The organism is Rahnella variigena, assembly GCF_003610915.1.
Lineage (GTDB): Bacteria > Pseudomonadota > Gammaproteobacteria > Enterobacterales > Enterobacteriaceae > Rahnella > Rahnella variigena.
Genome location: NZ_NSDJ01000001.1, coordinates 3,012,024 through 3,036,601, shown reverse-complemented (window position 1 = coordinate 3,036,601; position 24,578 = coordinate 3,012,024). Strand labels below are relative to the sequence as shown.

General features: G+C 52.4%; 21 protein-coding genes. 8 read left to right on the top strand and 13 right to left on the bottom strand.

What is annotated here, in order from left to right:
• Positions 1 to 80 precede the first annotated feature (80 nt).
• Positions 81 to 1,574, bottom strand: a complete 1,494-nt coding sequence (locus CKQ54_RS14125) for a YchO/YchP family invasin (RefSeq protein ID WP_120162882.1) — start codon at positions 1,572 to 1,574, stop codon at positions 81 to 83.
• Between the two features lie 424 nt (positions 1,575 to 1,998).
• Here CKQ54_RS14125 and CKQ54_RS14120 point away from each other — a divergent pair, with 424 nt between their 5' ends.
• Genes CKQ54_RS14120 through CKQ54_RS14110 form a run of 3 tightly spaced genes read left to right on the top strand, consistent with a single transcriptional unit; the run spans position 1,999 to position 5,759 of the window.
• Complete coding sequence (locus tag CKQ54_RS14120; RefSeq protein WP_112290138.1) at positions 1,999 to 2,748, top strand: gluconate 2-dehydrogenase subunit 3 family protein; 750 nt, start codon at positions 1,999 to 2,001, stop codon at positions 2,746 to 2,748.
• 15 nt (positions 2,749 to 2,763) lie between these two features.
• Positions 2,764 to 4,527, top strand: a complete 1,764-nt coding sequence (locus CKQ54_RS14115) for a GMC family oxidoreductase (protein ID WP_112290136.1) — start codon at positions 2,764 to 2,766, stop codon at positions 4,525 to 4,527.
• Positions 4,524 to 5,759, top strand: coding sequence for a c-type cytochrome (locus CKQ54_RS14110; RefSeq protein WP_120162881.1), 1,236 nt, complete (start codon positions 4,524 to 4,526; stop codon positions 5,757 to 5,759). Before CKQ54_RS14115 ends, CKQ54_RS14110 begins: the two co-directional genes overlap by 4 nt.
• A gap of 83 nt (positions 5,760 to 5,842) precedes the next feature.
• Here CKQ54_RS14110 and CKQ54_RS14105 read toward each other — a convergent pair whose 3' ends face one another.
• On the bottom strand, positions 5,843 to 6,262 hold the full coding sequence (locus CKQ54_RS14105; RefSeq protein ID WP_112290134.1) for a hypothetical protein: 420 nt from the start codon (positions 6,260 to 6,262) through the stop codon (positions 5,843 to 5,845).
• A 296-nt stretch (positions 6,263 to 6,558) separates the two neighbouring features.
• Between CKQ54_RS14105 and rstA the strand changes: the two genes are divergently transcribed.
• Genes rstA through CKQ54_RS14090 form a run of 3 tightly spaced genes read left to right on the top strand, consistent with a single transcriptional unit; the run spans position 6,559 to position 10,095 of the window.
• Positions 6,559 to 7,290: a two-component system response regulator RstA gene (gene rstA, locus CKQ54_RS14100; protein WP_120162880.1), complete on the top strand. Its 732-nt coding sequence runs from the start codon at positions 6,559 to 6,561 to the stop codon at positions 7,288 to 7,290.
• Positions 7,287 to 8,630, top strand: coding sequence for a two-component system sensor histidine kinase RstB (gene rstB / locus CKQ54_RS14095; protein WP_120162879.1), 1,344 nt, complete (start codon positions 7,287 to 7,289; stop codon positions 8,628 to 8,630). Before rstA ends, rstB begins: the two co-directional genes overlap by 4 nt.
• Positions 8,614 to 10,095 (top strand): carboxypeptidase M32, encoded by a 1,482-nt coding sequence (locus CKQ54_RS14090; RefSeq protein ID WP_112290129.1) that lies wholly within the window; start codon positions 8,614 to 8,616, stop codon positions 10,093 to 10,095. The genes rstB and CKQ54_RS14090 overlap by 17 nt, the downstream gene beginning before the upstream one ends.
• A 78-nt stretch (positions 10,096 to 10,173) precedes the next feature.
• On the opposite strand, the gene CKQ54_RS14085 is transcribed toward CKQ54_RS14090, so the two are convergent.
• The 7 genes from CKQ54_RS14085 to CKQ54_RS14055 form a co-directional block, all read right to left on the bottom strand.
• A complete protein-coding gene (locus tag CKQ54_RS14085; protein ID WP_120162878.1) occupies positions 10,174 to 12,834 on the bottom strand; it encodes an alpha-L-rhamnosidase in 2,661 nt (886 codons plus the stop codon).
• 39 nt (positions 12,835 to 12,873) lie between these two features.
• Positions 12,874 to 14,172 carry an MFS transporter gene (locus tag CKQ54_RS14080; RefSeq protein WP_120162877.1) on the bottom strand — a complete coding sequence of 433 codons (1,299 nt, stop codon included), beginning with the start codon at positions 14,170 to 14,172 and terminating at the stop codon, positions 12,874 to 12,876.
• Between the two features lie 147 nt (positions 14,173 to 14,319).
• The gene (locus CKQ54_RS14075) at positions 14,320 to 15,186 is read right to left on the bottom strand and encodes a helix-turn-helix domain-containing protein (protein WP_120162876.1); all 867 of its coding nucleotides are present in this window, start codon (positions 15,184 to 15,186) and stop codon (positions 14,320 to 14,322) included.
• 248 nt (positions 15,187 to 15,434) lie between these two features.
• Positions 15,435 to 16,145 (bottom strand): FadR/GntR family transcriptional regulator, encoded by a 711-nt coding sequence (locus CKQ54_RS14070; protein ID WP_120162875.1) that lies wholly within the window; start codon positions 16,143 to 16,145, stop codon positions 15,435 to 15,437.
• A 94-nt stretch (positions 16,146 to 16,239) separates the two neighbouring features.
• Positions 16,240 to 17,016, bottom strand: a complete 777-nt coding sequence (locus tag CKQ54_RS14065; RefSeq protein ID WP_120162874.1) for an SDR family NAD(P)-dependent oxidoreductase — start codon at positions 17,014 to 17,016, stop codon at positions 16,240 to 16,242.
• Between the two features lie 10 nt (positions 17,017 to 17,026).
• Entirely contained in the window at positions 17,027 to 19,165 is a 2,139-nt protein-coding gene (locus tag CKQ54_RS14060) for a heparinase II/III domain-containing protein (protein ID WP_120162873.1), read from the bottom strand.
• Positions 19,162 to 20,439, bottom strand: coding sequence for an alginate lyase family protein (locus CKQ54_RS14055; protein ID WP_244220265.1), 1,278 nt, complete (start codon positions 20,437 to 20,439; stop codon positions 19,162 to 19,164). The genes CKQ54_RS14060 and CKQ54_RS14055 overlap by 4 nt, the downstream gene beginning before the upstream one ends.
• 334 nt (positions 20,440 to 20,773) lie before the next feature.
• On the opposite strand from CKQ54_RS14055, the gene CKQ54_RS14050 reads away from it, so the two are divergent.
• Complete coding sequence (locus CKQ54_RS14050) at positions 20,774 to 22,573, top strand: sodium:solute symporter family transporter (RefSeq protein WP_120162872.1); 1,800 nt, start codon at positions 20,774 to 20,776, stop codon at positions 22,571 to 22,573.
• Between the two features lie 69 nt (positions 22,574 to 22,642).
• On the opposite strand, the gene nudI is transcribed toward CKQ54_RS14050, so the two are convergent.
• From nudI to CKQ54_RS14030, 4 genes are all read right to left on the bottom strand, one after another.
• Positions 22,643 to 23,068: a nucleoside triphosphatase NudI gene (gene nudI, locus CKQ54_RS14045; RefSeq protein ID WP_120162871.1), complete on the bottom strand. Its 426-nt coding sequence runs from the start codon at positions 23,066 to 23,068 to the stop codon at positions 22,643 to 22,645.
• 135 nt (positions 23,069 to 23,203) lie between these two features.
• Positions 23,204 to 23,431 (bottom strand): YgdI/YgdR family lipoprotein, encoded by a 228-nt coding sequence (locus tag CKQ54_RS14040; RefSeq protein ID WP_112290154.1) that lies wholly within the window; start codon positions 23,429 to 23,431, stop codon positions 23,204 to 23,206.
• 43 nt (positions 23,432 to 23,474) lie between these two features.
• On the bottom strand, positions 23,475 to 23,708 hold the full coding sequence (locus CKQ54_RS14035) for a YgdI/YgdR family lipoprotein (RefSeq protein ID WP_120162870.1): 234 nt from the start codon (positions 23,706 to 23,708) through the stop codon (positions 23,475 to 23,477).
• Between the two features lie 108 nt (positions 23,709 to 23,816).
• Complete coding sequence (locus CKQ54_RS14030) at positions 23,817 to 24,017, bottom strand: hypothetical protein (protein ID WP_232829945.1); 201 nt, start codon at positions 24,015 to 24,017, stop codon at positions 23,817 to 23,819.
• 300 nt (positions 24,018 to 24,317) lie between these two features.
• Here CKQ54_RS14030 and ycgZ point away from each other — a divergent pair, with 300 nt between their 5' ends.
• On the top strand, positions 24,318 to 24,557 hold the full coding sequence (ycgZ, locus tag CKQ54_RS14025) for a regulatory protein YcgZ (protein ID WP_120162869.1): 240 nt from the start codon (positions 24,318 to 24,320) through the stop codon (positions 24,555 to 24,557).
• Positions 24,558 to 24,578: the final 21 nt, after the last annotated feature.

Genomic DNA, 24,578 nt, shown 5'->3' with positions numbered 1-24,578 from the left:
CGTTAGCCTTTAAAAACCCCCTCCCAACCTCCCCCTTCGCGCAGGGGGAGGAGCAAAAGCAATTCGCCTTTCTGCCTTAGCTAAAAATTCAGCCCCGCATCGTCACCGTACTGCGGTTGTGCGGTCAGCGGCGGGGAGACAGTGAGCGTAATCCAGTTCGATGTCACTTTCTGGGATTTGCTGTCTTCGACCGTGACGGAAAGCCGGTAGCTGTTGGTCGCACCCGGCGAGTTATCCCACGGCGGCACAATCACACTCCAGCCATCAGGGTTACGGTTATTCGCCGGTGGCGTCAGGCTCAGTGCCTGCGTGTCACCCTGCCAGCTCAGCGCCACGATGGAATTCATCGCACGTAATTGCAGTTTGAGCGGCACTGTTTCGCCCGGCTGTAATGACCACGGCGGCGTGGCTAAAAACACCGATAACGTTTTGCGCTGCTTAAATTCCATCACCGGCATGTTATTGCGATCGACCATATCCATCCGGCTGCCGCGCAGCGATCGCGCTGCCGCCACATTCTGCGGTGACAACTGCTGAGCCAGCGGCACGCCCAGCCGGTAGTTCAGCGTCAGTTTAACCAGATCCTGATTATCGCCGTCCTGCCCCGCCTGATGCTCCGCCATCACCGTCACCAGCGGAACCGGCGTGTAATTGAGTCCGAACGACACCGCCGACGGATTGCTCTGGCGCGTTCCGTTACCAAATAAATCGACCTGATCGCCAAAATACTGTTCGTAACTGAGCGACGCACCCAGCTGGCGATAAAACGGCAAATACCCTTTGGTGGAGATGTCATAACCGCGAGCCTGACGGCGCAACTGCGTCGACGTAATGCTGTCGGCTTTCCAGGAGGACAACGGCTGATAATAGTTGGTCGAGAATCGCAGATAGTCTGTCCAGGCTTCCGCACCCAGACTGCCCCGCGTCAGCTGACGGTCAAAATCATTATCGATAAACGCGTTGTAGCCCAGCATCCACGGGCCGGTATTGATGCGCTGCCCTAAACCGAAGTTACCGACCGTGGCGTCAGCCGCGCTTTGCAGACCGATCTGACTGTAGACCAGATTGTTTTCAGAATTGTATAACGGGCTGAAAAGCTGACCGGAGCTGCCATCAAGATTATGGCCGGTCACATCCAGCGTGGTACTGACCGTGCCCAGCGGCGAAAGCAAGCTGCTGGTTTCTTTCTGCACCAGTTTGGCGGCCTGAGTCAGCGCCAGCGTTTCGGCCTGTATGCGCAGCGGATCGTCGCTGTCAGTGGTGGTGGTTCCCAGTTCTTTCAGGGTGGTTGCCAGCTGTTTTTCAGTGGCACTCGGGCCGGTATCATTCTTTATGTACTGGCTGCCCAGACTCGGCAGAACATTAGTCTGCGGCGCAGTGCCGGTATTAAACGTTGAATGATTATCGCTGGCCGGCAGGAAACCGGTAAGTTTATAGCTGAGGCCGCCGTATTCGGCAGGGTCTGCCGTCAGCGCACTGGCGCTTACAGCATAGAGAGCAGTTCCCCCTGCGAGAATGGCAGGGACCGCGCAACGCTTCAATAAATCAGAAAAAAAATCTGTGACGTTTGTCATGCCTTACACATTTTGCAGGTAATATTCGATCTTACCTCACGAGCAGCATAATTCAACCTTCATGCCACAAAAGGTCACACAACCCTTCTCCTTAAGTGAAATCATTTGAATTCATTTCCTTGATGAATACATGGATGATGTGTCATCAGATCACAAAATCTCATCTAAAATTACATCGAAATAATCAATTCACACACATTTCATAACATTTTTAACACACTAACCATTTATCTTTACAGTCTGTTTTCATTTATCCTTAGCAGGTTAACGATTTCTGATGCCACCCGACTGCTTTAGCAGAGCGTATCTCAAATCATAATGGCGTTTTTCCGTGGAAGTTTTATCCGCCGGTAACAGGCAGGACCAACGCCATTTATAGCCAGTTGTTGCAACACATAGCCCTTCTAAAAAACAGGGAACATAAATGAGCAAAAAAACATTGCCCGGTGTGACACGCCGGCAGATTCTCTCGTTCACGGCAGCCTCAGCGGTATTGGGCGCAGCCAAAGCCGCAAACGCAGTCACGCTCAAAGGTACGCCCGTGTGGAGCCCCTTCGATGCGAGTCCGCCACCGCAAATTGACATCGATGGCTGGGCGTTCTTCACCGACGCTGAAGCCGCCGCAATGGAAGCCATCGTTGACCGGCTGGTGCCTGCCGATAATCTGAGTGTGGGCGGCAAAGATGCCGGTTGCGCTGTGTTTATCGACCGCCAGCTGGCTGGTTTCTACGGCACCTACGCCCGCCTTTATATGGAAGGGCCTTTCCAGGAAGGCACGCCGGAGCAAGGCGATCAGTCTCCGCTGGTTCCCCAGCAACGCTACCGTCTTGGCCTGGCCGCACTGGATAAATATACCCAGTCTCAGCATCAGAAGTTGTTCAAAGACCTGCCCGGTGACCAGCAGGACCAAATCCTGTCCGGTCTGGAAAACGGAAAAATAGCCCTCGATGGGATCGATTCCAAACTGTTCTTCGCCATTGCGCTGAAAAACACCATGGAAGGATTCTTTGCCGATCCGATTTATGGCGGTAACCGCAATATGGTGTCGTGGAAAATGCTGGGCTTCCCTGGCGCACGCTACGACTACCGTGAATATGTCGGCAAACATAACCAGAAACTCGATCTGGAACCGCTGAGTATTTCGGGCGGCGACGCATGGAAAATGAAAAGCTAAGGGCAGAACAACATTATGGCAAAGAAATTACCTAAAACTGATGTGGTGGTGATCGGGCTCGGCTGGGCCGGTTCAATCATCGCCAATGAATTATGCGACGAAGGCCTCAACGTAGTGGCGATTGAGCGCGGCCCGTGGCGCGATACCGCCCGTGATTTCAACGTAGCCACCGTCACCGACGAATTGCGCTACAACAGCCGTCAGGAACTGATGCTGCGCACCCGCCAGAACACCATCACTATCCGTAACAATCCGGCGCAAACTGCCCTGCCAATGCGCGAATGGGGTTCTTTCCATCCGGGCAACGGCACCGGCGGCGCAGGCAACCACTGGGCGGGGATCACCTTCCGTTTCCAGCCGGATGAATTCCGTCTTAAAAGCCATCTGACCGAACGTTACGGCGCTAACGCTATCCCGGAAGAACTGGTGTTGCAGGACTGGGGCACCGACTGGGATGAAATGGAACCGCATTACGCGTCTTTCGAACGCCTTGCCGGGGTTTCCGGGAAAGCCAGCAATGTGAAAGGCGAACATCATGATGGCGGTAACCCGTATGAAGGGATGCGCTCGATTGAATATCCGACCCGTCCGATGGATCAGCCTTATGGTCCGACGCTGTTTGCTGAAGCCGCGCGCAACATGGGATACAAAGCGTTCCCTGTACCCTCTTCGCTGATTTCCGAGCCTTACACCAACCCGCTCGGCGTGAAAATGGGGCCGTGTACTTACTGCGGTTTCTGCACTAACTACGGCTGCGCAAACTACTCGAAAGCCAGCGCCATCACCACCGTTTTACCGGCGCTGATCCGCAAAGAGAATTTCGAAGCCCGCACCAACTGTGAAGTGATGCAGGTGCTGACCGATTCCACCGGCAAACGCGCCACCGGCGTGGTTTACATCGATTCTTCCGGCGACGAGTGGGAACAGCCAGCAGATCTGGTGATTGTCAGCGCATTCACCTTTGAAAACGTGCGTCTGATGCTGCTTTCCGGTATCGGCAAACCGTACGATCCGGTGACGTTAAGCGGCACCACGGGTCGTAATTATGCTTATCAGACCGCCAACGGCGTGCAGCTGTTCTTTGATGACAAAAACTTCAACCCGTTCATCGGCGCAGGCGCGGTCGGTATGGGCATTGATGATTTTAACAATGACAACTTTGACCACAGCGGTCTGGGTTTCTTCGGCGGCGGCAGTATCCGCGTGACGCCAATCGGTGGCGCGCCAATCGGTTACCGCCCTGTTCCGCCTGGAACGCCGAAATGGGGCAGCGAGTGGAAAAAAGCCACGGTCGCTAACTACCTCAGTTCTATGTCGATCGGTTGTGAGGCCAGCAGTTACACCACTAAAACCAACTATCTGTCGCTCGATCCAAACTATAAGGATCGTCTGGGTCGTCCGCTGCTGCGTGTGACCTTCGACTTCCCGGAAAATGACCTGAAGATGGCCGCGTATTGCACCGGTAAAGTCGCTGAAATCGCCAAGGCAATGAACCCGCGCCAGCTGGTTGCTAACCCGATGAAAGGTCACTGGAACGGTACACCGTATCAGTCTTCCCACGTGGTCGGCGGTTTTGTGATGGGCGCGGATCCTTCCACCAGTTCCGTCAACAAACACCTGCAAGTCTGGGATGTACCTAACCTGTTTGTGGTCGGCGCTTCCGCCTTCCCGCAAAACCCGGGTTACAACCCGACCGGCACCGTTGGCGCGCTGGCGTTTAAAGCTGCCCATGCCATCCGTAACTTCTATCTGAAAAAACCGGGAGAGATGATCGCATGAAGAAATTAACGTCATTCTCACTCGGATTACTGGCACTGAGCGTTCCCGGTCTGGCACATGCCGCGGGTGACGGCTCTTTCGATCAGGTAGAACGCGGGCGTTATCTGGCCACCGTGGGCGACTGCGCGGCCTGTCATACGGCCTCAACGCCGGATGCCAAACCTTTCGCCGGTGGCGTGCCGATTGAAACGCCATTTGGCCGTCTGGTCGGCGCAAACATCACGCCGGATCCGGAAACGGGTATCGGTAAATGGAGCTTCGACGACTTCCAGCGCGCGATGTCCGAAGGCATCGGTCACGGCGGAAAACGTCTGTATGGTGCGATGCCGTTCACGGCGTACACCAAAGTCACCCGTGACGATAACGCCGCCATCTGGGCTTATCTGCAAACCCTGCAACCGGTGCATCACGAAGTCGAAACCAACCAGCTGCCGTTCCCGTTCAACGTCCGTACCAGTCTGATGGGCTGGAACTGGCTGAACTTCAACAAAGGCGAATTCAAACCGCAGATGGATAAGTCTGCTGAATGGAATCGCGGCGCCTATATTGTTGAAGGCCTGGGACACTGCGGAACCTGCCACACGCCGAAAAATATGATCGGCGGCGATAAAGACAGCGAGTTCCTGCAGGGCGCCGTGGTGGAAAACTGGGTTGCTCCGGACATCACTACCAATAAACACACCGGTATCGGCAACTGGACGCAGGAAGATCTGATGCAGTATCTGAAGACCGGTTCTAACCGCTTCGATATGGCATCAGGCCCGATGGCTGAAGAAGTAACGAATTCTTCACAGCACTGGACGGATGCGGATCTCAAAGCCGTGGCGGTTTATCTGAAAGACAGTGGTCACGACAGCGGGAATAAAGCCCCTGCGCCGGTGAAAGCGGAAGATAACGCCATGATGGCCGGGAAGCACATCTATGCTGACCGTTGTTCTGCGTGCCATACGCCGGACGGCAAAGGTCAGGATGGACTGTTCCCGCGTCTGGCTGATTCCGCGCTGATTAATCAGACCAATGCCACATCGCTTATCCGCGTAGTGCTGACGGGAAGCCGTCCGGTCGCAACGGACAGCAAACCAACGGCGCCGTCTATGCCTTCGTTTGATGCCAACATGAGTGACGCCGATGTGGCGAACGTGCTGACGTATATCCGTAACAGCTGGGGAAATGCCGCTGCGCCGGTGTCAGCCTCAGACGTGAAAGACCTGCGTGCAGAACTGAAGAAATAAGCAGGAAACTGCGCATTCAGCATGATCTGAAAATGAGAAAGGCCGCGCAAGCGGCCTTTCTTTTTACAAGCATCACGGATAAATCAGTGCCTGGAAGGCATCTGCATAATCTGCACTAACAGATGATCGTTATTCTGACTTAATTGCACCAGATGTTTGCATTCCACTTTAATCGCAGTGAGCTGTTCTTCGGTCAGTGAGTACGGCAGGTTAATATCAATGCTGTACATATTTTGCTGCTCTGCCAGTTCAATCAGCCGGACGATATTGGTTTCATCGCTGACCTGCGTGGATACCACCTGTAAAGCCAGTGCGCGTAAGGCTTCCTGCCGGGAATTTTCTTTTTTAGAGCGGGATTTCAGTACCATGCCGAAGAACGGCATCACACCGTAAATCGCGTCAACAAAGCTCCATTTCTTTTTGCAGGATGCGGACAAATACTCCATATAGTCAAAGGTCGCTTTTTGACTGCGCGCATCAGGTACCAGGCGGTTTTCATTCATCCCCTATTCCTCTTCCTGGTCAGGGTCAATCAATTAGGTAAATCAATCTGTAACGATGAAGATATTCACCTATATAATGGCATAATTCACCGATACTTTGCCAGTCGGTTCGGGTGCTTAAGTTTGAGCAATTATTGCCTGATCAGACAAAATTTATCATTTCAGAATTTATCGAAAGTATTTCGCGTATATGGAATTTACGCCGCAAAACTGACATGTTCTATTACGCTCGCAGGATGGCGTCGCCAGCCGGGTCACGCTATCCTAATCACCGGATTTCTTAAAGCAGCAAGCCAATGAATAAAATCGTTTTTGTAGAAGATGATGTAGAAGTCGGCAACCTGATCGCCGCCTATCTGGGTAAACACGATATTGATGTTCTGGTTGAGCCGCGTGGCGATACAGCGCAGGCGCGCATTGAGAAAGAAAAACCCGATCTTGTCCTGCTGGACATCATGCTTCCCGGCAAAGACGGCATGACGTTGTGCCGCGATTTACGGCCGATATTTCCGGGGCCCATCGTATTGCTGACCTCGCTCGACAGCGACATGAACCACATCTTATCGCTGGAAATGGGCGCTAACGATTACATCCTGAAAACGACGCCACCGGCAGTGCTTCTGGCGCGTTTGCGCCTGCATTTACGCCAGAGTCCGGCGCAGACCCTGCAGAGCGAACAGCCGGTTCAGACCCTGAAAAGCGGCAATGCCCTGCACTTTGGCCAGTTATGTATCGATCCGGTGAACCGCGAAGTCACGCTGGTGGATGAAACTATAGTGCTTTCCACTTCCGACTTTGATTTGCTGTGGGAACTGGCGACCCACGCAGGCCGCATTATGGATCGCGAAGCTTTGCTGAAAAATCTGCGTGGCGTCAGCTATGACGGGCTGGATCGCAGTATCGATGTGGCGATTTCCCGCCTGCGTCGCAAGTTATATGACAACACACTTGAGCCCTTCCGCATTAAAACCGTGCGTAACAAAGGCTATCTGTTTGCCCCTAATGCCTGGGAGTCACTGCAGGAATGAAAAAGCTTTTCATCCAGTTCTTTTTGTTACTGCTGGTCTGCTTTATGGTCATGGCGATGCTGGTCGGGCTGGTCTATAAAGTGACCGCGGAGAAAACCGGCCGGCAGTCCATGAACGACCTGATGAAAAGTTCGCTCTATTTAATGCGCAGTGAGCTGAGGGAAATCCCGATCAAAGACTGGAATAAGACCATTAATACGCTGGATCTGAATCTGTCTTTCAAACTGCACATTGAACCTCTGGGCAAACGCAAACTCAGTCCGCTGCTCGATCAGCGCCTGAAAGACGGCGAAATTGTCGCGCTCGATGATGAATATACGTTTATCCAGCGGGTGCCGCGCAGCCATTACGTGCTGGTGGTCGGTCCGATCCCGTATCTGTTTTACATGCACGAGATGCGCGTGCTTGATCTCGTTCTGCTGATGTTCATCGGCCTGTCGCTCGCTTTACCCGTTTTCCTGTGGATGCGTCCGCACTGGCAGGATTTGCTGCGTCTGGAGAACTCGGCGCTGCGCCTGGGTAACGGGCATCTTGACGAGCGCATTGATTTTGATTCGACCTCCAGCCTGAACCGTCTGGGTGTGGCATTTAATCAGATGGCGGACAATATCAGCACGCTGGTGGCCAGTAAAAAACTGCTGATCGACGGCATTGCGCATGAGCTTCGTACACCGCTGGTTCGCCTGCGTTACCGGCTGGCGATCAGCGAAAATTTACCCGAGGCGGAGCAAATCGCCATCAACCGGGATATCGGGCAGCTTGAAGCGCTGATCGATGAACTGCTCACGTATGCGCGCCTTGACCGGCCGCAGGTGACGCTGAATCTTGAAAAAGTGAATCTGGCAGAATGGCTGGAAGACAAAGTCGATGATTTCCGCATGATCACCGAGCGCACGATCCTGTATGACGCGCCGCAAAACAGCGATTTCGGCGGCGTGGATTTACGCCTGATGGAGCGCGTGCTGGATAATCTGGTCAATAACGGGCTGCGTTATTCACAGGAAACCCTGCGCGTCAGCCTGTGGCTGGACGGTGAACTGGCCAGCCTGCAAGTCGAAGACGACGGGCCGGGCATTCCGCAGGAAGAACGTCAGCGGATCTTCGAACCTTTCGTGCGTCTGGACCCAAGCCGCGATCGCGCTACCGGCGGCTGCGGGCTGGGGCTGGCTATCGTACATTCCATCGCCGTGGCCTATCAGGGACGCATCGCCGTTGACAGCAGCCCGCTGGGCGGTGCCAGTCTGCGTTTCAGCTGGCCGGTAAAACCGACATTTAATCTGGCTGTTGAGCAGCCTAATAACGAAAATCAGGAAGGGAGCCACAATGACCATCGCTTATAAAAAACTACACGACACCTTCGCCCGCCTCTCCCGCTTTGGCCACTTATCGGCAATTGCAGGCTGGGACGCCGCCGCCATGATGCCACCGGAAGGCGGACAAGCCCGTTCGGAAGCACTGGCCGAACTGAGCGTGCTGACGCATCAGATCCTCACCGCGAAACAGGTTGGTGAATGGCTGGAGCAGGCGGGCGGCGAACAGCTCAACGACGTGGAGCAGGCAAACCTGCGTGAGATGCGTCGTCATTACCAGCAGGCCGCCCTGTTGCCGGAAAGTCTGGTGCAGGCAAAATCACTGGCAGGCGCGCGTTGCGAGCAGGCATGGCGCATTCAGCGCAAAAGCAATGACTGGGAAGGTTTCGCTGATAACCTGAAAGAAGTGGTGAAACTGAGCCGTCAGGAAGCGCAGCTGCGTTCAGAAGCCGCGGGCATCAGCCGCTACGATGCCCTGCTCGATTTGTACGAACCGGGTATGACCTCGCAGAAACTCGACGTGCTGTTTGGCGATTTGAAAACCTGGTTGCCGGATTTGTTGCAGACCGTGGTCGAAAAGCAAAAATCTGAAACCCGCATCGCGCCGCAGGGTCCGTTCGACATCGAAAAACAGCGCCAGCTCGGGCTGAAAGTGATGGAACGTCTGGGCTTTAACTTTGGCGCCGGTCGTCTGGATGTCAGCGCGCACCCGTTCTGTGGCGGCGTGCCGCAGGATGTGCGTATCACCACGCGCTATAACGAAGATGAATTCCTCAGCGCCATGATGGGTGTGATCCATGAAACGGGTCATGCGCGTTATGAGCAGAATCTGCCGAAAGAATGGCTCGGTCAGCCGGTTTCAAACGCACGCTCAATGGGCGTGCATGAATCTCAAAGCCTGCTGTTTGAGATGCAATTAGGTTGCAGCGAGCCGTTCCTGAAGTCAGTTTACCCGCTGGTAATCGAGCAATTCGGCCATCGCGAAGGGCTGGATGAAAGCAACTTTATGAAACTGAACCAGCGCGTTCAGCCTGGTTTCATCCGTGTTGACGCCGATGAACTGAGCTATCCGGCTCACGTGATTTTGCGTTATGAAATCGAAAAAGCACTGATGGAAGGTGACGTTGAAGTTGACGATATTCCGGCCTTGTGGAACAGCAAGATGAAGGAATATCTGGGCATCAATACCGTCGGGAACTACCGCGACGGTTGTATGCAGGATATTCACTGGACCGACGGCGGATTTGGTTATTTCCCGACGTATACGCTGGGTGCCATGTATGCCGCACAACTGTTCCAGACGGCCAACAAAGCGATCCCTACGTTGCAGGACGATATTGTACGCGGCGACCTGACGGCGTTGTTCCAGTGGTTGCAGCAAAATATCTGGCAACACGGCAGCCGTTTCTCAACCGATCAGCTGATCAAAAATGCCACGGGCGAAACGCTGAATCCTGCGTTCTTCCGCGCGCATCTCGAAAATCGCTATTTGTAATTCATCTGTAATTCAGCTGTAAAAAACACCTCCTTTTCGCAAAGGAGGTGTTCTTCAACGACCTGCTACCTGACCACTTCATTCCGCGACGTGATATTTCAGCCGGTATTCGCCAGAGCCAACCTCTGCGGTAAACCCTTCTGCATTACGGATAAATTTCACGCCATCGGCTTCCAGTAAAGTTTCAGCGCCCGTCAGCACCAGAGTGGCTGAGGTATTTGCCGGAACATTCACGCAAAGACTCACGTCCTGACCACTGACTTCCCAGCGCACACCTATAGCGCCGTAAACCGACTGATAGCGGGTTTCCAGCCAGTTCAGGCCACCGCCGGTCAGCGGTTTGATGACGAAATGCTTGAATCCGGGCTGTTCCTCGTCCGCTTCAATTCCCGCCGCCACACGGTAAAGCCATTCGCCCACTGCGCCGTAAGCATAGTGATTGAAGGAATTCATGTCGGCACTCCACATACTGCCGTCCGGTTTAATGCCATCCCAGTGTTCCCAGATGGTGGTGGCACCGGCTTTCACCTGATACAACCATGACGGGAAATCGTCTTTCAGCAGCAAATTCCACGCTTCTTTGACGCGGCCATTCTGGCTGAGTGCATGGCAGAAATACGGCGTACCGACAAAACCGGTGACCAGATGGCCGTCGTGTTCTTCGAGCAGTTCAACCAGCGTATCAGTCGTTTTCTGGCGAAACGCCTCGGGTACCAGATTGAAATACAGCGCCAGAATATGAGCGGTTTGCGTTCTGGCCGTCAGCCCCCCGGACGGTGTGAAGAATTCCTCCTGAAAACGCCCGACAATCGCCTGATGCAGGGCAATGTAATGCTCATAGTCTGCGTTGCGTTTCAGCACTTTGGCGGTTTTGGCGAACAATTGCGTGGAGTAAGCGTAATACGCCGTACAGGTCAGGTCGTTTGGCGTAGCACCGAAGTAACTGCCCTCTTTTGCATCCAGCGCCACCCAGTCGCCGAACTGCAATTTGTAGCGCCAGATATGGTTTTCGGCATGGTCAGTCATGAAATCAATCCAGCCTTTCATGCTGGCGTACTGATTTTCCAGCACGTTGGTATCGCCATACATCAGGTACATCGTCCACGGATTGATCACCGCCGCATCCGCCCACGCCGATGCGGAATGAGTTCCACCTTCCGACAGCAAACGGTCTTTGCCACAATAGCCGGTAAGGATATCCGGGATAACGTGCGGCACGCCGCCTTCCGGTGTCTGGTCATAACGAAGATCGGTCAGCCATTTGGCGAAGAAATTGCGGGTTTGCATCAGATAGCTCGCCGTGCGGCAAAAAATCTGTGCATCGCCCGTCCAGCCCAGCCTTTCGTCACGCTGCGGGCAGTCCGTCGGCACATCAACAAAGTTACCTTTCAGGCCCCACAAAATGTTGTGATGCAACTGATTTAATTCAGGATTTGAGCAGGCGAAATAGCCGGTCTGTTCCATTGCGGAATGCAAAACAATCGCAGTGAAATTATTCAGATCCAGCGGTGCCGGATACTCCTCTACTTTCACAAAACGGAATCCCTGCCAGGTGAAATGCGGATGCCAGGTTTCTTCGCCCTCACCTTTGAGAACATACTCAGTGCGCTGCGTGGCTGAACGCAGGTTATCAAGATACACATTGCCCTGCGCATCCAGCACTTCAAAGTGGCGCAGCACCACTTTATCGCCCGCTTTACCCCGGACCGTAAACTCCACCCAACCGCTGAGATTCTGACCAAAATCCATGACCGTATCACCCTGCGGCGTGGTGATAAGCGCAACCGGTTTAAGTTCTTCCATTTTTCTGACCGTGTTACTTCCCTGCGCGACCAGCGTGGATTTTTCATGCGCCACACGACTGACCGGCCGCCAGGCATTGTCAGAGAAACCTTTCGCGCACCAGCCGGGTATTTCCCGGCGCGCATCATAAATTTCGCCGTCATAGATTTCTGAAAAAAGAATGGCGGAGTCGTGGCATTTCCAGCTTTCATCACTGACCACAACCTCCTGAGAACCGTCTTTGTAATTGATGACCAGTTGCGAAATAAAGGCAGTTTGCTCGCCGTAATAGTTACGATGACGGCTGAACCCCATATCGCCTTTGTACCAGCCTGCACCTGCAATGGCGCCAATGACGTTTTCACCCTTTTCCAGATGGCTGGTCAGATTATAGGTCTGATAAAGTAAGTGATTGTGATAACTCGTCCAGCCCGGCGTCAGGGCATCTTCTCCGACTTTCTGGCCATTAAGATGTAATTCATAAAGCCCGAGCGCGCTGACATGAATAAAGGCTGACTGAATATCTTCACTACAGTTGAGGACAAACGATTTTCTCAGTAATGTGCCCGCGGACTGATCTTTATCTGCCGGTGTTTCAGCAGAAATAAAATCAGCCTGCCATTCATGAGAATAAAGCACCCCTGATATCATCTCTGCGGGAGAACTCCAGTTACTGGTCTCGCCATAATTATCACGCACCTGCACACGAATAAAATAATGCTGGGAAGAGGTAAGCATTAATTCCATTAACGGAACATTATTTGAACAATCACTTTCCTGCCATTCGCCGCGAAGCAGAACATTATCAAAACTCTGTTGATGGCTAATCTGAATCCGATACGCCGTTTGCCGGACGTTTCTGTTGTGGCTTTCAATCTCCCAACCCAATACAGGAAGTTCCTGCACGCCTGATAATGCGGATTCCTGATTCAGTGTAAGTCTGGTTACTGCGAGCATAATTCGTGACTCCTTTCGTAATTTCGGTGAAATAGATAACTAAATTTGTTTAACAGCGGATGCCGGATATTCAGGCGTTGTATCTTTTATGAGCACTTCGGCCTCACTGTTAAATTCGTTTCGTTGTTTACTGTGAAAACAGATCCAGCCGATCAATAATCCGGAAGCCACTGTCGCGGATAACAGGGTATAAAGCACCTGCGGTCCGGCTTCCAGTAACAGCGGCGTAATAAAGGCCAGCACACCGCATAACAACCGGGAGATAGCGACAATAATACCTTGCGCCGTAGACCTCAGCATGGTTGGGAACGATTCCTGTGACCAGACTTTCATGATTCCTTCGAAAGCCAGTCCGCTGCCTATAGCAGTAAAGAATAGACAACAAAACCAGGAGGCAGGTGAGAAATTAAATAATACCGGCAGGAAGAATCCGCCCGCGAAACAAATAGCCCCCAGAATAAATGCGGGAATACGTTTCGGCGTATCAACAAAGCGCATAAACATGATCCCGGCGAATACACCGACCGGCATGGTCAGCAGATTCCACAGCGAATTTTGTTCAACGGAAATACCCACCACATTTACCGCGATATAGGTGCCAAACAGACCACCGGTATTCGCGGCAAGATTGGTGAAAGCATAAAACAAACACAGCGCAATAAACGGCCACAAATATTTTCCGTGGATGAGATCTTTAAATGAGGCTTTCTGAGCCCGCACCGTCACAATGCCTGCACGCCTTTCGTTTTTCGCGATCAGCCATAATGGGGATTCCGGGATGGTCCAGCGCAACGCCAGCAAAACGACGGCCACGGCGCAGACATGCAGATACATGATCTGCGCACCGGGCCGCCCCCAACCCCCTACGACGGCAGAAATTGCCATCGTGCTGCCAATCCCTAAGAACCACAGTAGATTCGACAGGCCGATAATCTTGCCGCGGTTTTTGTCTGTTGCCGCTTCGGCAATTGTCGCCAGAGAAACGGGTAAATCTGCACCAGTGGCCAGCCCGACCAGCAATGTTCCCGCCAGCAGCAGCGCAAAAGTGTCGCCGAATGCCAGAAACAACGTGCCGATAATGATCATTATCATGGTGGCAATAAACACTTTGCGTCTGCCGTAACAATCGCCCAGCCTTCCGCCCGTCAATGCCCCCAGCGCAATGCTCAGCGTGAGTATTCCTGAAAGTATTCCTATCTGAACTACCGTGGTGCCGATCGTTTTCTGATAAATAACCAGAGCCGTTCCGTTTGAAACTATAGCAGCAGAATCAATATATGACGCCATGCCGGAAACCACCCCGACGTACCAGGGATTAGGTTGTTTAGTGGTTGACATAATAATGTCCTTCAGAGGTGTACGTGAATTAAATGATCCTTGAGAGGTCCTTTCTGTTTACTGTTATTATGGTTTGATATTATTACTTTGAACTATTGCTTTAAATTGTTTCTTTAAATTACTGCTTTAGATTAACGGAACAGGTTATTAATGCGTGGTTGAAATAACACTGTTACTGACTCTCGTCCGTTCCTGAGAGGGTGTTCTTTGAAACTGTTTTTTGTACGCTTCCGTCAGGCGGGATGTGGTGGAAAATCCACACAGCGTGGCTATTTTCCCTATGCTTAAATCCGAGGTGCGTAACAACTCCTGCGTTTTTAATAAACGGTAGCGCTGCTGGAACCTTTCCGGTGTAAAGCCGGTGATCTCCTTTATAAACCTGAACATGGTTCTTTTAGCGACACCACTTTCTTCGCATAAATAATCCCAGTTAATCGTGCAGGTATAATTTTCGCGCAGATGATTCAGAAGATGGCGCTTCCCAGATTCTGTCTCACTGGCACGACATTCTTTACGCATGGCACACTGGTAAAGCATCACTATCATCGATAATAAATAAGACTCTGCGGTCGCAAAGTAGGCGTTATCATATCGGGCATCAGATTGCCGGGTGATTTTATCCGTCAGTTCAATCACTCTGGCCAATTCTTCATCCGATAATCCCGTACGACGTTTCTTCATCGACCCGGTATATTCTTTGATCCCCGCCGTCAGTTCAGCGATGTTATTGATAAAATGAAAAGGTCGTTCTTTATGTAGCAGAATATTGATTATTGACAACTTATTAGTAGATTCATAACAGTGAACATCGTGTGCGCTGACGATAAAAAAGTCGCCTTTATGAATAAACTCCACCTGATCGTTGATGATATGAAAGCCGCTGCCATTTCGGACAATAACCAGTTCATCAAATTCATGCACGTGTACATCTTCCATCGACTGTCGGTTCATATCGAATAAACTGAAAGCATGATGTTCTGATAGAAAGAAATCACTGACCTTGAGTATTTTCATGCATTCACCGAGTTAATGATTAATATAATTCACTGTAACTTTATCGGGTCATTTAAATATATCGTGTCGATGAAAAGATTAGACCGTAATAATTATGACAAGTCTATACGATGCACTGGCACTGTGGCGTAAGCGCCCGTGACATTTGTTTCATTTTTGTATCAGAAATCTCATTTCAGGATCGACAGACGTAAAAAAGCGCAGAAAATCTGCGCTGTGTAAAACGTAGTGCAACGGTTCACAAACCGTTATGTCTGATGCAACCGGTGCTTATGCCCTTTCATCAGGCTCAGCGACGCAGAAAAAGCGGCACCTTCATCCCCGGCCATAATGGCTTCGTAAATCCTCTTATGTTCATTCAGACACATGCCCCCTTCTTTTGAGGAATACTCAAAAAACCATTTGAATATAGTGGTCAGCACGTTGCCGAACGGCACATAAAAACAGTTACCGGAGGCAATAAAGATCATCCGGTGAAATTTGGTATCGATATCCACCCACTGCTCAGCATCAAAATTTTCAGCGACATGACACATCTGTCGGTAGATCCGCGAAAGTTCGATGCGCTGTTCTTTGCTGGCATTCACGGCGGCCAGCGCGGTAGCGTGCGGTTCAATGGCTTTGCGAAATTCCAGAAACTGGTGATAGATTTCTTCTGTCGCTTCCATGCCCTGCATCCATTCCAGCAACTGCGGATCCAGCATGTTCCACTGTGCGCGCTCTTTAACCCGGGTGCCGATTTTAGGCCGCGACTCCAGCAGCCCTTTGGATGTCAGCAGTTTCAATGCCTCGCGCAGTGCGGTACGGCTGACGCCAAACTGTTCGCCCAGCTCGATTTCACTTGGCAAAATGGCTCCCGACGCCAGTTCGCCCGACAGGATTTTACGTGCAATATCACGTGCGATATGGGTATTCAGGCCACGGGTCATGCCTGCGGCGGTTTCAAACTGCAACGTCATGCTCTTCCCTTTTTACTGTGCAGATTGCCGACATCATAGTTCAGGCGACGGCACGCTGCATGCTGCCGTCGCACTAAGACACCCAAACTGTGCGCTACGGCGCCATCTGACCGCCATTAATGTCTAATATCTGGCCGGTGATGTAACCGCTACAGGCGTGCGAGGCGAAAAACAGGTAAGACGGTGCCAGCTCTTCCGACGAACCGAAACGTCCCATCGCAATAGAGCCGGCGATTTTCTCACGCACTTCTGCACTTTTATCCGCGTGGAACACGGTGTCGATAGTGCCCGGCGCGATAACATTGAAACGGATATTGTCTTTAGTGAATTCCTTCACCCAGTTACGGTGAACGTTGTGCAGCCAGGCTTTTGAGGCCGCGTACAGACTCGCTCCCGGCCCGCCGCCTTCACGTCCTGCAATGGAACCGGTGCTGATCACCGACGTAGTTTTGCCGCTTTGTTTCGCCGCATGACGTAAATGCGGAATGGCGAATTTTGTGACCATCAGCGCCGAACGGGCATTCAAATCCATCACATGGTCATAAAAATCGTCGTCGATGTTTTCCAGCCCCTGACGCCCGCCAAGACCGCCGGCGTTATTAATCAGTACATCTATTCCGCCAAAACGTTCGACAAAGTTCGCCACCAGCGCTTCGCATTCGGCAGATTTCGTGACATCCGCGCCAAAGTACGCCACTTCGCCGCCATTTTTAGCGATGTCAGCCGCCAGTTCATCGAGGCTGGCATCATGACGATGGCCGTTAATCCCAACCTTTGCGCCCGCCGCCGCAAATGCCTGCGCCGCCGCCAGACCGATGCCTTTAGTTGAACCGGTAATCAAAACACGCTGACCTTTCAAATCGTTAAACATAATGACTCCTTTATGATTCAGGGATGTTCAGAGGTGAGACGGATTGCCACGCCACGCTGAACGCGTCTTCCGCTGCCGGTGCGGCACGGTTACTGATGCAAACGTTCAATGTGCGATTATTGGCAAAGAAAATATTCAGTTCGGTTTGCTCATCGTCATGGCTCACCACGATAATGCGTTCGGCCTTACCGCGCGCATCAACAGACGTTTCGGTGGCTTCGTCGAAAAAACCGTGGGTTTCAAATACGCTGGCAAAAATGGCATTCGTGCCGTGAGTACGCAGCAGTAATGCCGGTTCGCAGCGCAGGTTGAAATGTGGGTCGTTCGCACCGGTACGGGCGACAATCAGTTCGCCGCCTTCAGGGAAAGCGCTGACCAGCGTGCGGTAACTGTCGCCATCGAGCCAGCTGAACAGTGCCGAATCCCCCGCGGCGATTTCAGCGCGCCCGCAATCCCATAAGTGCTGATAACCGTGATCTTTGCCCAGGGGTTTCAGCTCGCCGGGCACCTCCAGGGCAGCGTCTGTACGGACAAACTGACCGAGATGATGCAGCGAATAATCGTAACGATGTGGCTGTGCGCTGGTCAGGCGGAAAACGTCCACCATCAGCGGTGATGAAAGTTCCGGCAGGCTGAGCATCAGCACCGTCCGTTGCTGGTCGACTCCCGGCGTGTAGTTTTTCAGCCGGGCGCTCATACCCTGTTTTTCCGGATTATCCGTCACGAAGAAATGCAGTTCGCCCCAGCGTTTTTCAGCCTCAAGGCTGTCTCCATGATTCTGGCTTTGCCCGTCCACCACCACTGTATTGTGCGCGACGGTTTGTTTGCAGTAGCTGTTATTTTCAGGGATGTATCGTCCGCCGAATTTCGGCTCGACGTTTACCCAGCGGCCAAAACCGTAATCACGCAGGAACTCACGTCCGCGGCTGAACAGGCTAAGATGCAGGCCGTCAAAGTGTCCGTGATTGAGTGCCGAATGCAGGCGCGGAATACTGCCGTGCTGGCCGTACCACATCAGCGCCATATCCTGATTTTCTGTATTGCTCCGCAAAATTCCGATGCCGCCCTGCGTCCCTTCGGGGCCATCACGCAACTGGACGCTGCCCCACTTCACAGGCCGCGCGGGCGATTGCTGCAACGCGGCGGATAATTCCAGCGCGGCGGCGCTGACCCAAACGGTGTGCTGTTGTTGGGCGACGGCAATCCACTGCAGATTGTGGCCGTAACGGGAATAACAGACGCTGGCGGCGATCACCGCGCCATCATCACGGATATTGATGGTTTTCGAGGAATCATTCAGCGCAGGCCAGGTTCCGTCGGGGAAAGCGGTCTGCATCAGGGCTTCACAAGTTTTCCTGATGATCTGCCCGCGGAACGTATAAATCTCCAGTTCCGGCTGGCGACGTTCGATGGTCTCACTCAGCAACAGCAGCGGGCGCAGCGCAAAACGGTGATAATACGGGCCTTCGATGTAATATCCGTCCGGCGAGAAAAGCTGGTTCAGCTGGGCAAAAAAACCGCCACTTTCACTGTCGCCTTGCAGTCCGTATAGCGCCTTTTCCACCAGCACTGAATCGCCCAGCACGTAACCGCTGATTGCCGCCGCCGCCACCGACCAGATGCCGTGGTTGTGCACGATATCGAAATCTTTGGTATGCCGGTTCAGCGCGTCATCCGCCATCACCTGAAACAAGTTTGTTTCAATATTTTCCCGCTGAGCCTCGCTGAGCGCCGGGACCAGGCAGTGATAGCCTTCGACGGCGTACAGCCAGAACATGTTTTCATTCAGCGTCTGATGGAATAAACGGCCTGGCGAATTACTGTCTTTGCTGATGGCACTGCCCAGCGACGGATAAATCGCGGCATAACCGTTCAGCAGCGCCAGCGCATAATCCAGGTAACGCGGCTCACCGGTAATCAGATATAAACGCCCGGCCAGATTGATCGCCTGGTAGTTTTGTTTGTGCTGCGTATGCTCAGGCCCGCCCGCTTCGCCGTGACCGGGAATATTCAGCGGTTGCGCGAGCATTTGTTCCAGTGTGACGATGTGCGCACGCAGCGCCGCGCCCAAAGGGGAATCCGCGTTAATCTGTTCACGCAGTTTCTCCGCTTCACTGACGCTTATCAGCAACGGCTGCCAGTCATTCATTTTTTATCCTCCGGCGCCTGTGGCGCGACGTACCCCGTCGCAAAGGAAGGCAGTGAAAGCAGCCAGGTTTCTCTTTCAGCTTCCATGACTGCACCGCGGGTAACGTCTTCGTGATAGCCGCCGGAAGCGGGTTTCACCGCTCGCGGCAGAGTGAATGTTGCGCTGCGAATTTGCTGCTCGTAGCGTTTTTCACCGGTGGCATTATCCGCCCAGGAAAGTAACGGCACCGGACGAACGCGGATCTGATCAAGTGATTTGTACGGCCAAGGCAGCGCCGGATCGGTAAAGCGCGCCATGAAATCCAGCGATTTGAGCACACTGCCCCCCTGCGACGTGCGGTAATGCCACAGGTCGATACCATTTTTCTGCGCCAGCACCGCCATCATGCTGATCGCCTGCAAATTGAAATAGCTGTAATGAAACGATCGCGTCCGCGCCAGTTCAGCGGGCTGCGTGCCATCGGGTTTCAGCTGCACATCCAGCTTACTTTTCATCAGCTTCGCCATCTCGCCAATCACCGCTTTATCGCCCAGATACCACGCAATACCGGAAACCTGCGTCACATACCAGTTACCGTGATTGTTCTCCGTGCGTCCTTCCTTTTTAGCGATTTTGCTGCCCTGCAACCACGTCAGATAATCCTGCATCCACGCGCGCATTTGCTGTTCGTCGTTGCCGGTCCACGCCGGATTACCCCGTAACAGAACCAGAGAATCCACAATCCGGGTGGAGAAATAGCGGCCATCCAGCACTCCGGCATTGCGCCCGGGCGAGATACCCGGCACGCCCTGCGCGTAATTCAGATTCGGGTTCATTCGCGTTTGTGGGGTGATAAACCAGGTGCGCAGCAGGCTGGCGGCTTTATCCGCGTATTTCTGTTCGCCGGAAAAATACCAGGCCAGCGTCAGGTTCTGCACCCGGGCGGTAAAATCAGCCAGCCGCACGCCATCACTCTGATCATTTTTGCTGGCGGGATTCACATGACCGTCTTTACGGATCCACGGCAGGCCATCGGGTTTGCTGTCATCCGGCCACCAGTACGCGCTCAGGCTGAGATAATCATGTTTCGAACCGCCCGGCGGCGTCATACCTTTGTCGGTCACGCTCAGTTCAGGCTTTTTCAGCGCGGAATCCGCCGCCGCCAGCAGATGCTGATACGCGTCGGTGGTTTGTGGCGCGGCATTGTGGTCACGCAGTTGCTGGCGGACAACGGCCATCTGCGCCGGATTCAGAAACGCCGGTTCAGCGGCCAGTACGCCCGCAGAACCCGTCATCAGCCCCAGCAGCAGCGTTGCGCCGGTCGTGATTCTGTTCACGGTTCTTTTCACCTTTTTGCCCTGCATTAACTTCATGTTTTCTCCCGGCTCCGCGCCATTGCCCCGATGAGATCTCACGCTTTAGTCATACTAATAAAGCAATGAACGTTCAGTTTCGCCAGTCAGAATTGACTTAAATATCCACATTACGCCTGACAAGTGACCGGAATCACAATTTGATAACAAACTAAGCATTTCTTATTTGTCCGACTTTTAATTTCATTTACCTCTTCTACGCTTGCTCAATACATAACCAAAAACATCTCACCCTACAAACGAGAGAGTCACGACAATGGATATCAACGTTCTGGTCATGATCGGTTACTTCGTCTTAATGATTGCCATCAGTTATGCGTTCAAAAAGATGGCATCCGGCTCGTCCAGCCACTATTTTCGCGGCGGCGGGCGAATGCTCTGGTGGATGGTCGGCGCGACCGCCTTTATGATCCAGTTCAGCGCCTGGACGTTTACCGGTGCGGCCGGACAGGCTTACCGCTACGGGTTCAATGTCGTCAGCGTGTTCGCCGGTAACGTGTTCGGCTATCTGGTCGCCTGGTGGTGGTTTGCCGCCCGCTTGCGTCAGTTACGGGTTGATACTGCCACAGAGGCGATTAACCATCGCTTTGGCAAAGGTAACGAACAATTTTTCACCTGGATGATTATCCCGCTGAGTATCCTCAGTGCGGGCGTGTGGCTGAACAGTCTGGCCGTGTTTGCCAGTGCAGTATTCCAGCATGACATTACACTGACGTTATGGGTGACGGGCATCGTGGTGCTGGTGATTTCGCTGCTGAGCGGCGCATGGGGCGTGGTGGCGAGTGACTTTGTGCAGACGCTGGTAGTGGCGATTATCTCCATTGCCTGCGCGGTGGTGGCGTTGTTTAAAGTCGGTGGCCCGGTGAAGCTGGTGACAGAATTCCCTTCCGGCTTCTTTACCGGTCCGGATGTCGGCCCGCATTATATTTCACTGCTGGTAGCCTGCTTCCTGTTCTTCTTTATCAAGAACGTGCAGAGCATCAATAACCTGCAAGATTCCTACCGTTTCCTGAATGCCAAAGACAGCTTTAATGCCAAAAAAGCAGCGCTGTTTGCGCTGGTACTGATGCTGGTGGGCACGATTATCTGGTTCATCCCGCCGTGGGCGGTGGCGATCCTTTATCCTGACGCGGCTACGGCACATCCGGAACTGGGCAAAAACGCCACCGATGCGGTGTATCTGATTTTCGCTGAACGCGCGATGCCAGTGGGCACCGTCGGTCTGCTGATGGCCGGCTTGTTCGCCGCAACAATGTCTTCGATGGACTGCGCGCTGAACCGCAACTCGGGGATTTTCGTGCGCAGCTTCTGGACGCCAATCATTAACCGTAACAGCGAGCGCAGCGATAAATACCAGCTGCGCGTGGGTCAGATTGCCTGCGTGGTGAATGGCGTGCTGGTCATTTTAGTGGCGCAATACATGCACACCATGCAGACCGTCAGCCTGTTCGACCTGATGATGAAAGTCGGCACGCTGATGCAGGCACCCATTGTCGTGCCCCTGTTCCTCGGCGTTTTTATCCGTAAAACGCCTGACTGGGCGGCGTGGGTCACCGTGTTGTTTGGTTTATGCGTGTCTTACGTGGTCGCGAACCTGTTCACCGCGCCGGACGTCGCCCGTCTGCTGGGCATCACACTGACCAAACGCGAACTGCTGGACGTCGCCATCATGTGGAACATTTTTGCCCATCTGGTGTTTACAGGCGGCTTCTTCTGCCTGACGACGCTATTTTATCGCGAGAACGCCTCGGCGAGAAATACCCAGCGTCAGCAATTCTTCACTGATATGGAAACGACGGTCTATGCCGACCACGAACAGGATGAGTTTGACCGGTTACAGCGCGATAAAATCGGCCGCATTTCGATGTACATGGGTGCGGGTTTACTGCTGATGGTGCTGGTGCCGAATCCGCTGTGGGGACGTATTTTATTCCTGTTGTGCGCCCTGTCCATTCTGCTTTTCGGCTGGATTTTACATCGCAGCGCAGAGAAAGGAATGAAAGCGGCACAGGCTGAAAAAGCATTGAAGAGGAATGTGGCGACGTCACAGAGATAGGGTTATCGGGTCAAAAATACAAATGCAGGATTTCCCCCGGAACTCCTGCATTTTTACTCACAACGTGATTTAAAGCAGTCCGCGCTGTTTTAACGTAATGCGCGTGGCGTCGTTCAGATCATATCGGCCTAAGTCTTCCTGGCGTACCCACGCAAAAGCTTCAAATTCATCGTTCAGGGTAATGGCAGTATTCTTCGCATGACAATGGAAGATCAGGTAAATCATATAGATTTCCTCTTTCCGTCCATCCGGATAGGTTTTGATGCGAATGTCATCGCGGAACGTCCAGGGTGTGATATGCGTCAGTTCCAGCGCTTCACCGAGCTCTTCCCGCACTTCGCGCAGCAAGGCCTGTTCTATGGTTTCTCCCGTTTCAACGCCTCCCCCTGACAACGCCCACTGACCGGGAAACACACCACGGCCGGATGGCATTTTGCACAGCAGATACGTTCCTTCATGTTCTATCAACGGACAGACGATGGTTCTCTGGCGCACAGTGACTTTCCTTAGTTCCGGTTTATCATCGAGCCAGAAAGTACCATAAATCACCGTTTCTGCCCGCGATACCGATCATAAAAAACCCGCTTTATCAGCGGGTTTTAATGTCAGACAAAAAAGAGAGCACCGGATTTACTTCGGAAGTTCTGTTACCTGTTTCACTTCAGTTTTGCTGATCTGCTGTTTCACACCGTTTGCATCGGTGTATTCCAGCAAGCCGGAATCGGCTTCTTTTGGTTTGCCGTCACTGATGATGGTTCGCGCATCATTCGTCTGGATGGCATAACTTGTGCGTGTACAGCCCGACAGCGCAGCGACACATAACACAGCTGCTAAGGGTAAAAGTAATGTCCTATTCATGATCTTCATGATCTTCTCCTTTCGTTATACGTTTCCGGATAAATCAGTTATCCAGTTCGCTCATGTTTTTAACCTGATCGCGATTAATCTGCTCGGTCTTACCGGTTTCCGCATTGGTATAGGACACCAGACCTGTATCGTCATCTACCTGAGGTTTTCCGTCCGTCACGATGGTTTTTCCGTCCGTCGTTTTAATAGCCTGGTTCGATGCACAGCCCGCCACAAACAAAATTGAAACGGCGGCCAGCGATGCGGCGATTAGGTTATTCCTCTTCATACATTTCCTCCTGAAAGGGTTCTGACTTAACAATTAGCTTAGTAAGTATAGTCACTCTTTCGGGAGGCCTTGAAAAATAGGACAAACGGAAGTTTTTTGACTGTTTTATCAGCGACCTTTAAGGCGCTCGATGGCCAGTTGCAGCGCATCATTAGGCTCGCCAATGGCATCAACCGCCTCTTCCTGAGCGCGACCCAGCCATAATGCCAGTCGCTCACGGCTAATTTCCTGGCCGTTTTGCGCAAACATCAGACAGCACTCACCCACCATACGGCAGGCTTCCTCAAAGGCCATTTTTGAATTTTCCACCGCCACTCCCTTCAACACCCAAAAAAAGACACACATTGTTTAACGGCAGAGTCAGGAAAAAGTTGCCCTTTTTTACCCAACCTTTACCATAATGCTTTCTGAGTTGTTGTTTACGGATGAGTACCCATTCCCCCCTCTGATGACTGACAACTGTCCCGATTCAGCTAAAAACCGCTTAAGAATATTCTGCATTAGTATCCATTATTCCTAAAAATACCTGTACAACTTTGTGCATCTTGTATAACTTTATAGTCACACAAGTAATCATTAACTACGCACACATTAACAAGAGGATATGTCATGCGTCAGAACAAGCACGATGGATTGTCTCCGGAGACCTCCCCTTCTTTATATGGTCAGGGTTTTTCTAAAGAGGAAACAATGGGACGCGTTGTGGTTGAAATTCTGGAAGCAGGCAAGAACCTTAATCGCAAGGCGTTGTGTTCAAAACTGTTGAATCGTGTTGAATCCGCTGGCAGCGAAGAAGAGGAAAAGCACTATATGAAGCTAATCCGTCTGGTTCTTGAGCGTGACTCATGATTTGTTGAGATTTAAGTAAAG

What these genes read in the sequence shown, in the direction of transcription:
- CKQ54_RS14125 (WP_120162882.1), bottom strand. Translation starts at nt 1,574, where the DNA reads ATGACAAACGTCACAGATTTTTTTTCTGATTTATTGAAGCGTTGCGCG.
- CKQ54_RS14120 (WP_112290138.1), top strand. Translation starts at nt 1,999, where the DNA reads ATGAGCAAAAAAACATTGCCCGGTGTGACACGCCGGCAGATTCTCTCG.
- CKQ54_RS14115 (WP_112290136.1), top strand. Translation starts at nt 2,764, where the DNA reads ATGGCAAAGAAATTACCTAAAACTGATGTGGTGGTGATCGGGCTCGGC.
- CKQ54_RS14110 (WP_120162881.1), top strand. Translation starts at nt 4,524, where the DNA reads ATGAAGAAATTAACGTCATTCTCACTCGGATTACTGGCACTGAGCGTT.
- CKQ54_RS14105 (WP_112290134.1), bottom strand. Translation starts at nt 6,262, where the DNA reads ATGAATGAAAACCGCCTGGTACCTGATGCGCGCAGTCAAAAAGCGACC.
- rstA (WP_120162880.1), top strand. Translation starts at nt 6,559, where the DNA reads ATGAATAAAATCGTTTTTGTAGAAGATGATGTAGAAGTCGGCAACCTG.
- rstB (WP_120162879.1), top strand. Translation starts at nt 7,287, where the DNA reads ATGAAAAAGCTTTTCATCCAGTTCTTTTTGTTACTGCTGGTCTGCTTT.
- CKQ54_RS14090 (WP_112290129.1), top strand. Translation starts at nt 8,614, where the DNA reads ATGACCATCGCTTATAAAAAACTACACGACACCTTCGCCCGCCTCTCC.
- CKQ54_RS14085 (WP_120162878.1), bottom strand. Translation starts at nt 12,834, where the DNA reads ATGCTCGCAGTAACCAGACTTACACTGAATCAGGAATCCGCATTATCA.
- CKQ54_RS14080 (WP_120162877.1), bottom strand. Translation starts at nt 14,172, where the DNA reads ATGTCAACCACTAAACAACCTAATCCCTGGTACGTCGGGGTGGTTTCC.
- CKQ54_RS14075 (WP_120162876.1), bottom strand. Translation starts at nt 15,186, where the DNA reads ATGAAAATACTCAAGGTCAGTGATTTCTTTCTATCAGAACATCATGCT.
- CKQ54_RS14070 (WP_120162875.1), bottom strand. Translation starts at nt 16,145, where the DNA reads ATGACGTTGCAGTTTGAAACCGCCGCAGGCATGACCCGTGGCCTGAAT.
- CKQ54_RS14065 (WP_120162874.1), bottom strand. Translation starts at nt 17,016, where the DNA reads ATGTTTAACGATTTGAAAGGTCAGCGTGTTTTGATTACCGGTTCAACT.
- CKQ54_RS14060 (WP_120162873.1), bottom strand. Translation starts at nt 19,165, where the DNA reads ATGAATGACTGGCAGCCGTTGCTGATAAGCGTCAGTGAAGCGGAGAAA.
- CKQ54_RS14055 (WP_244220265.1), bottom strand. Translation starts at nt 20,439, where the DNA reads ATGACGGGTTCTGCGGGCGTACTGGCCGCTGAACCGGCGTTTCTGAAT.
- CKQ54_RS14050 (WP_120162872.1), top strand. Translation starts at nt 20,774, where the DNA reads ATGGATATCAACGTTCTGGTCATGATCGGTTACTTCGTCTTAATGATT.
- CKQ54_RS14040 (WP_112290154.1), bottom strand. Translation starts at nt 23,431, where the DNA reads ATGAATAGGACATTACTTTTACCCTTAGCAGCTGTGTTATGTGTCGCT.
- CKQ54_RS14035 (WP_120162870.1), bottom strand. Translation starts at nt 23,708, where the DNA reads ATGAAGAGGAATAACCTAATCGCCGCATCGCTGGCCGCCGTTTCAATT.
- ycgZ (WP_120162869.1), top strand. Translation starts at nt 24,318, where the DNA reads ATGCGTCAGAACAAGCACGATGGATTGTCTCCGGAGACCTCCCCTTCT.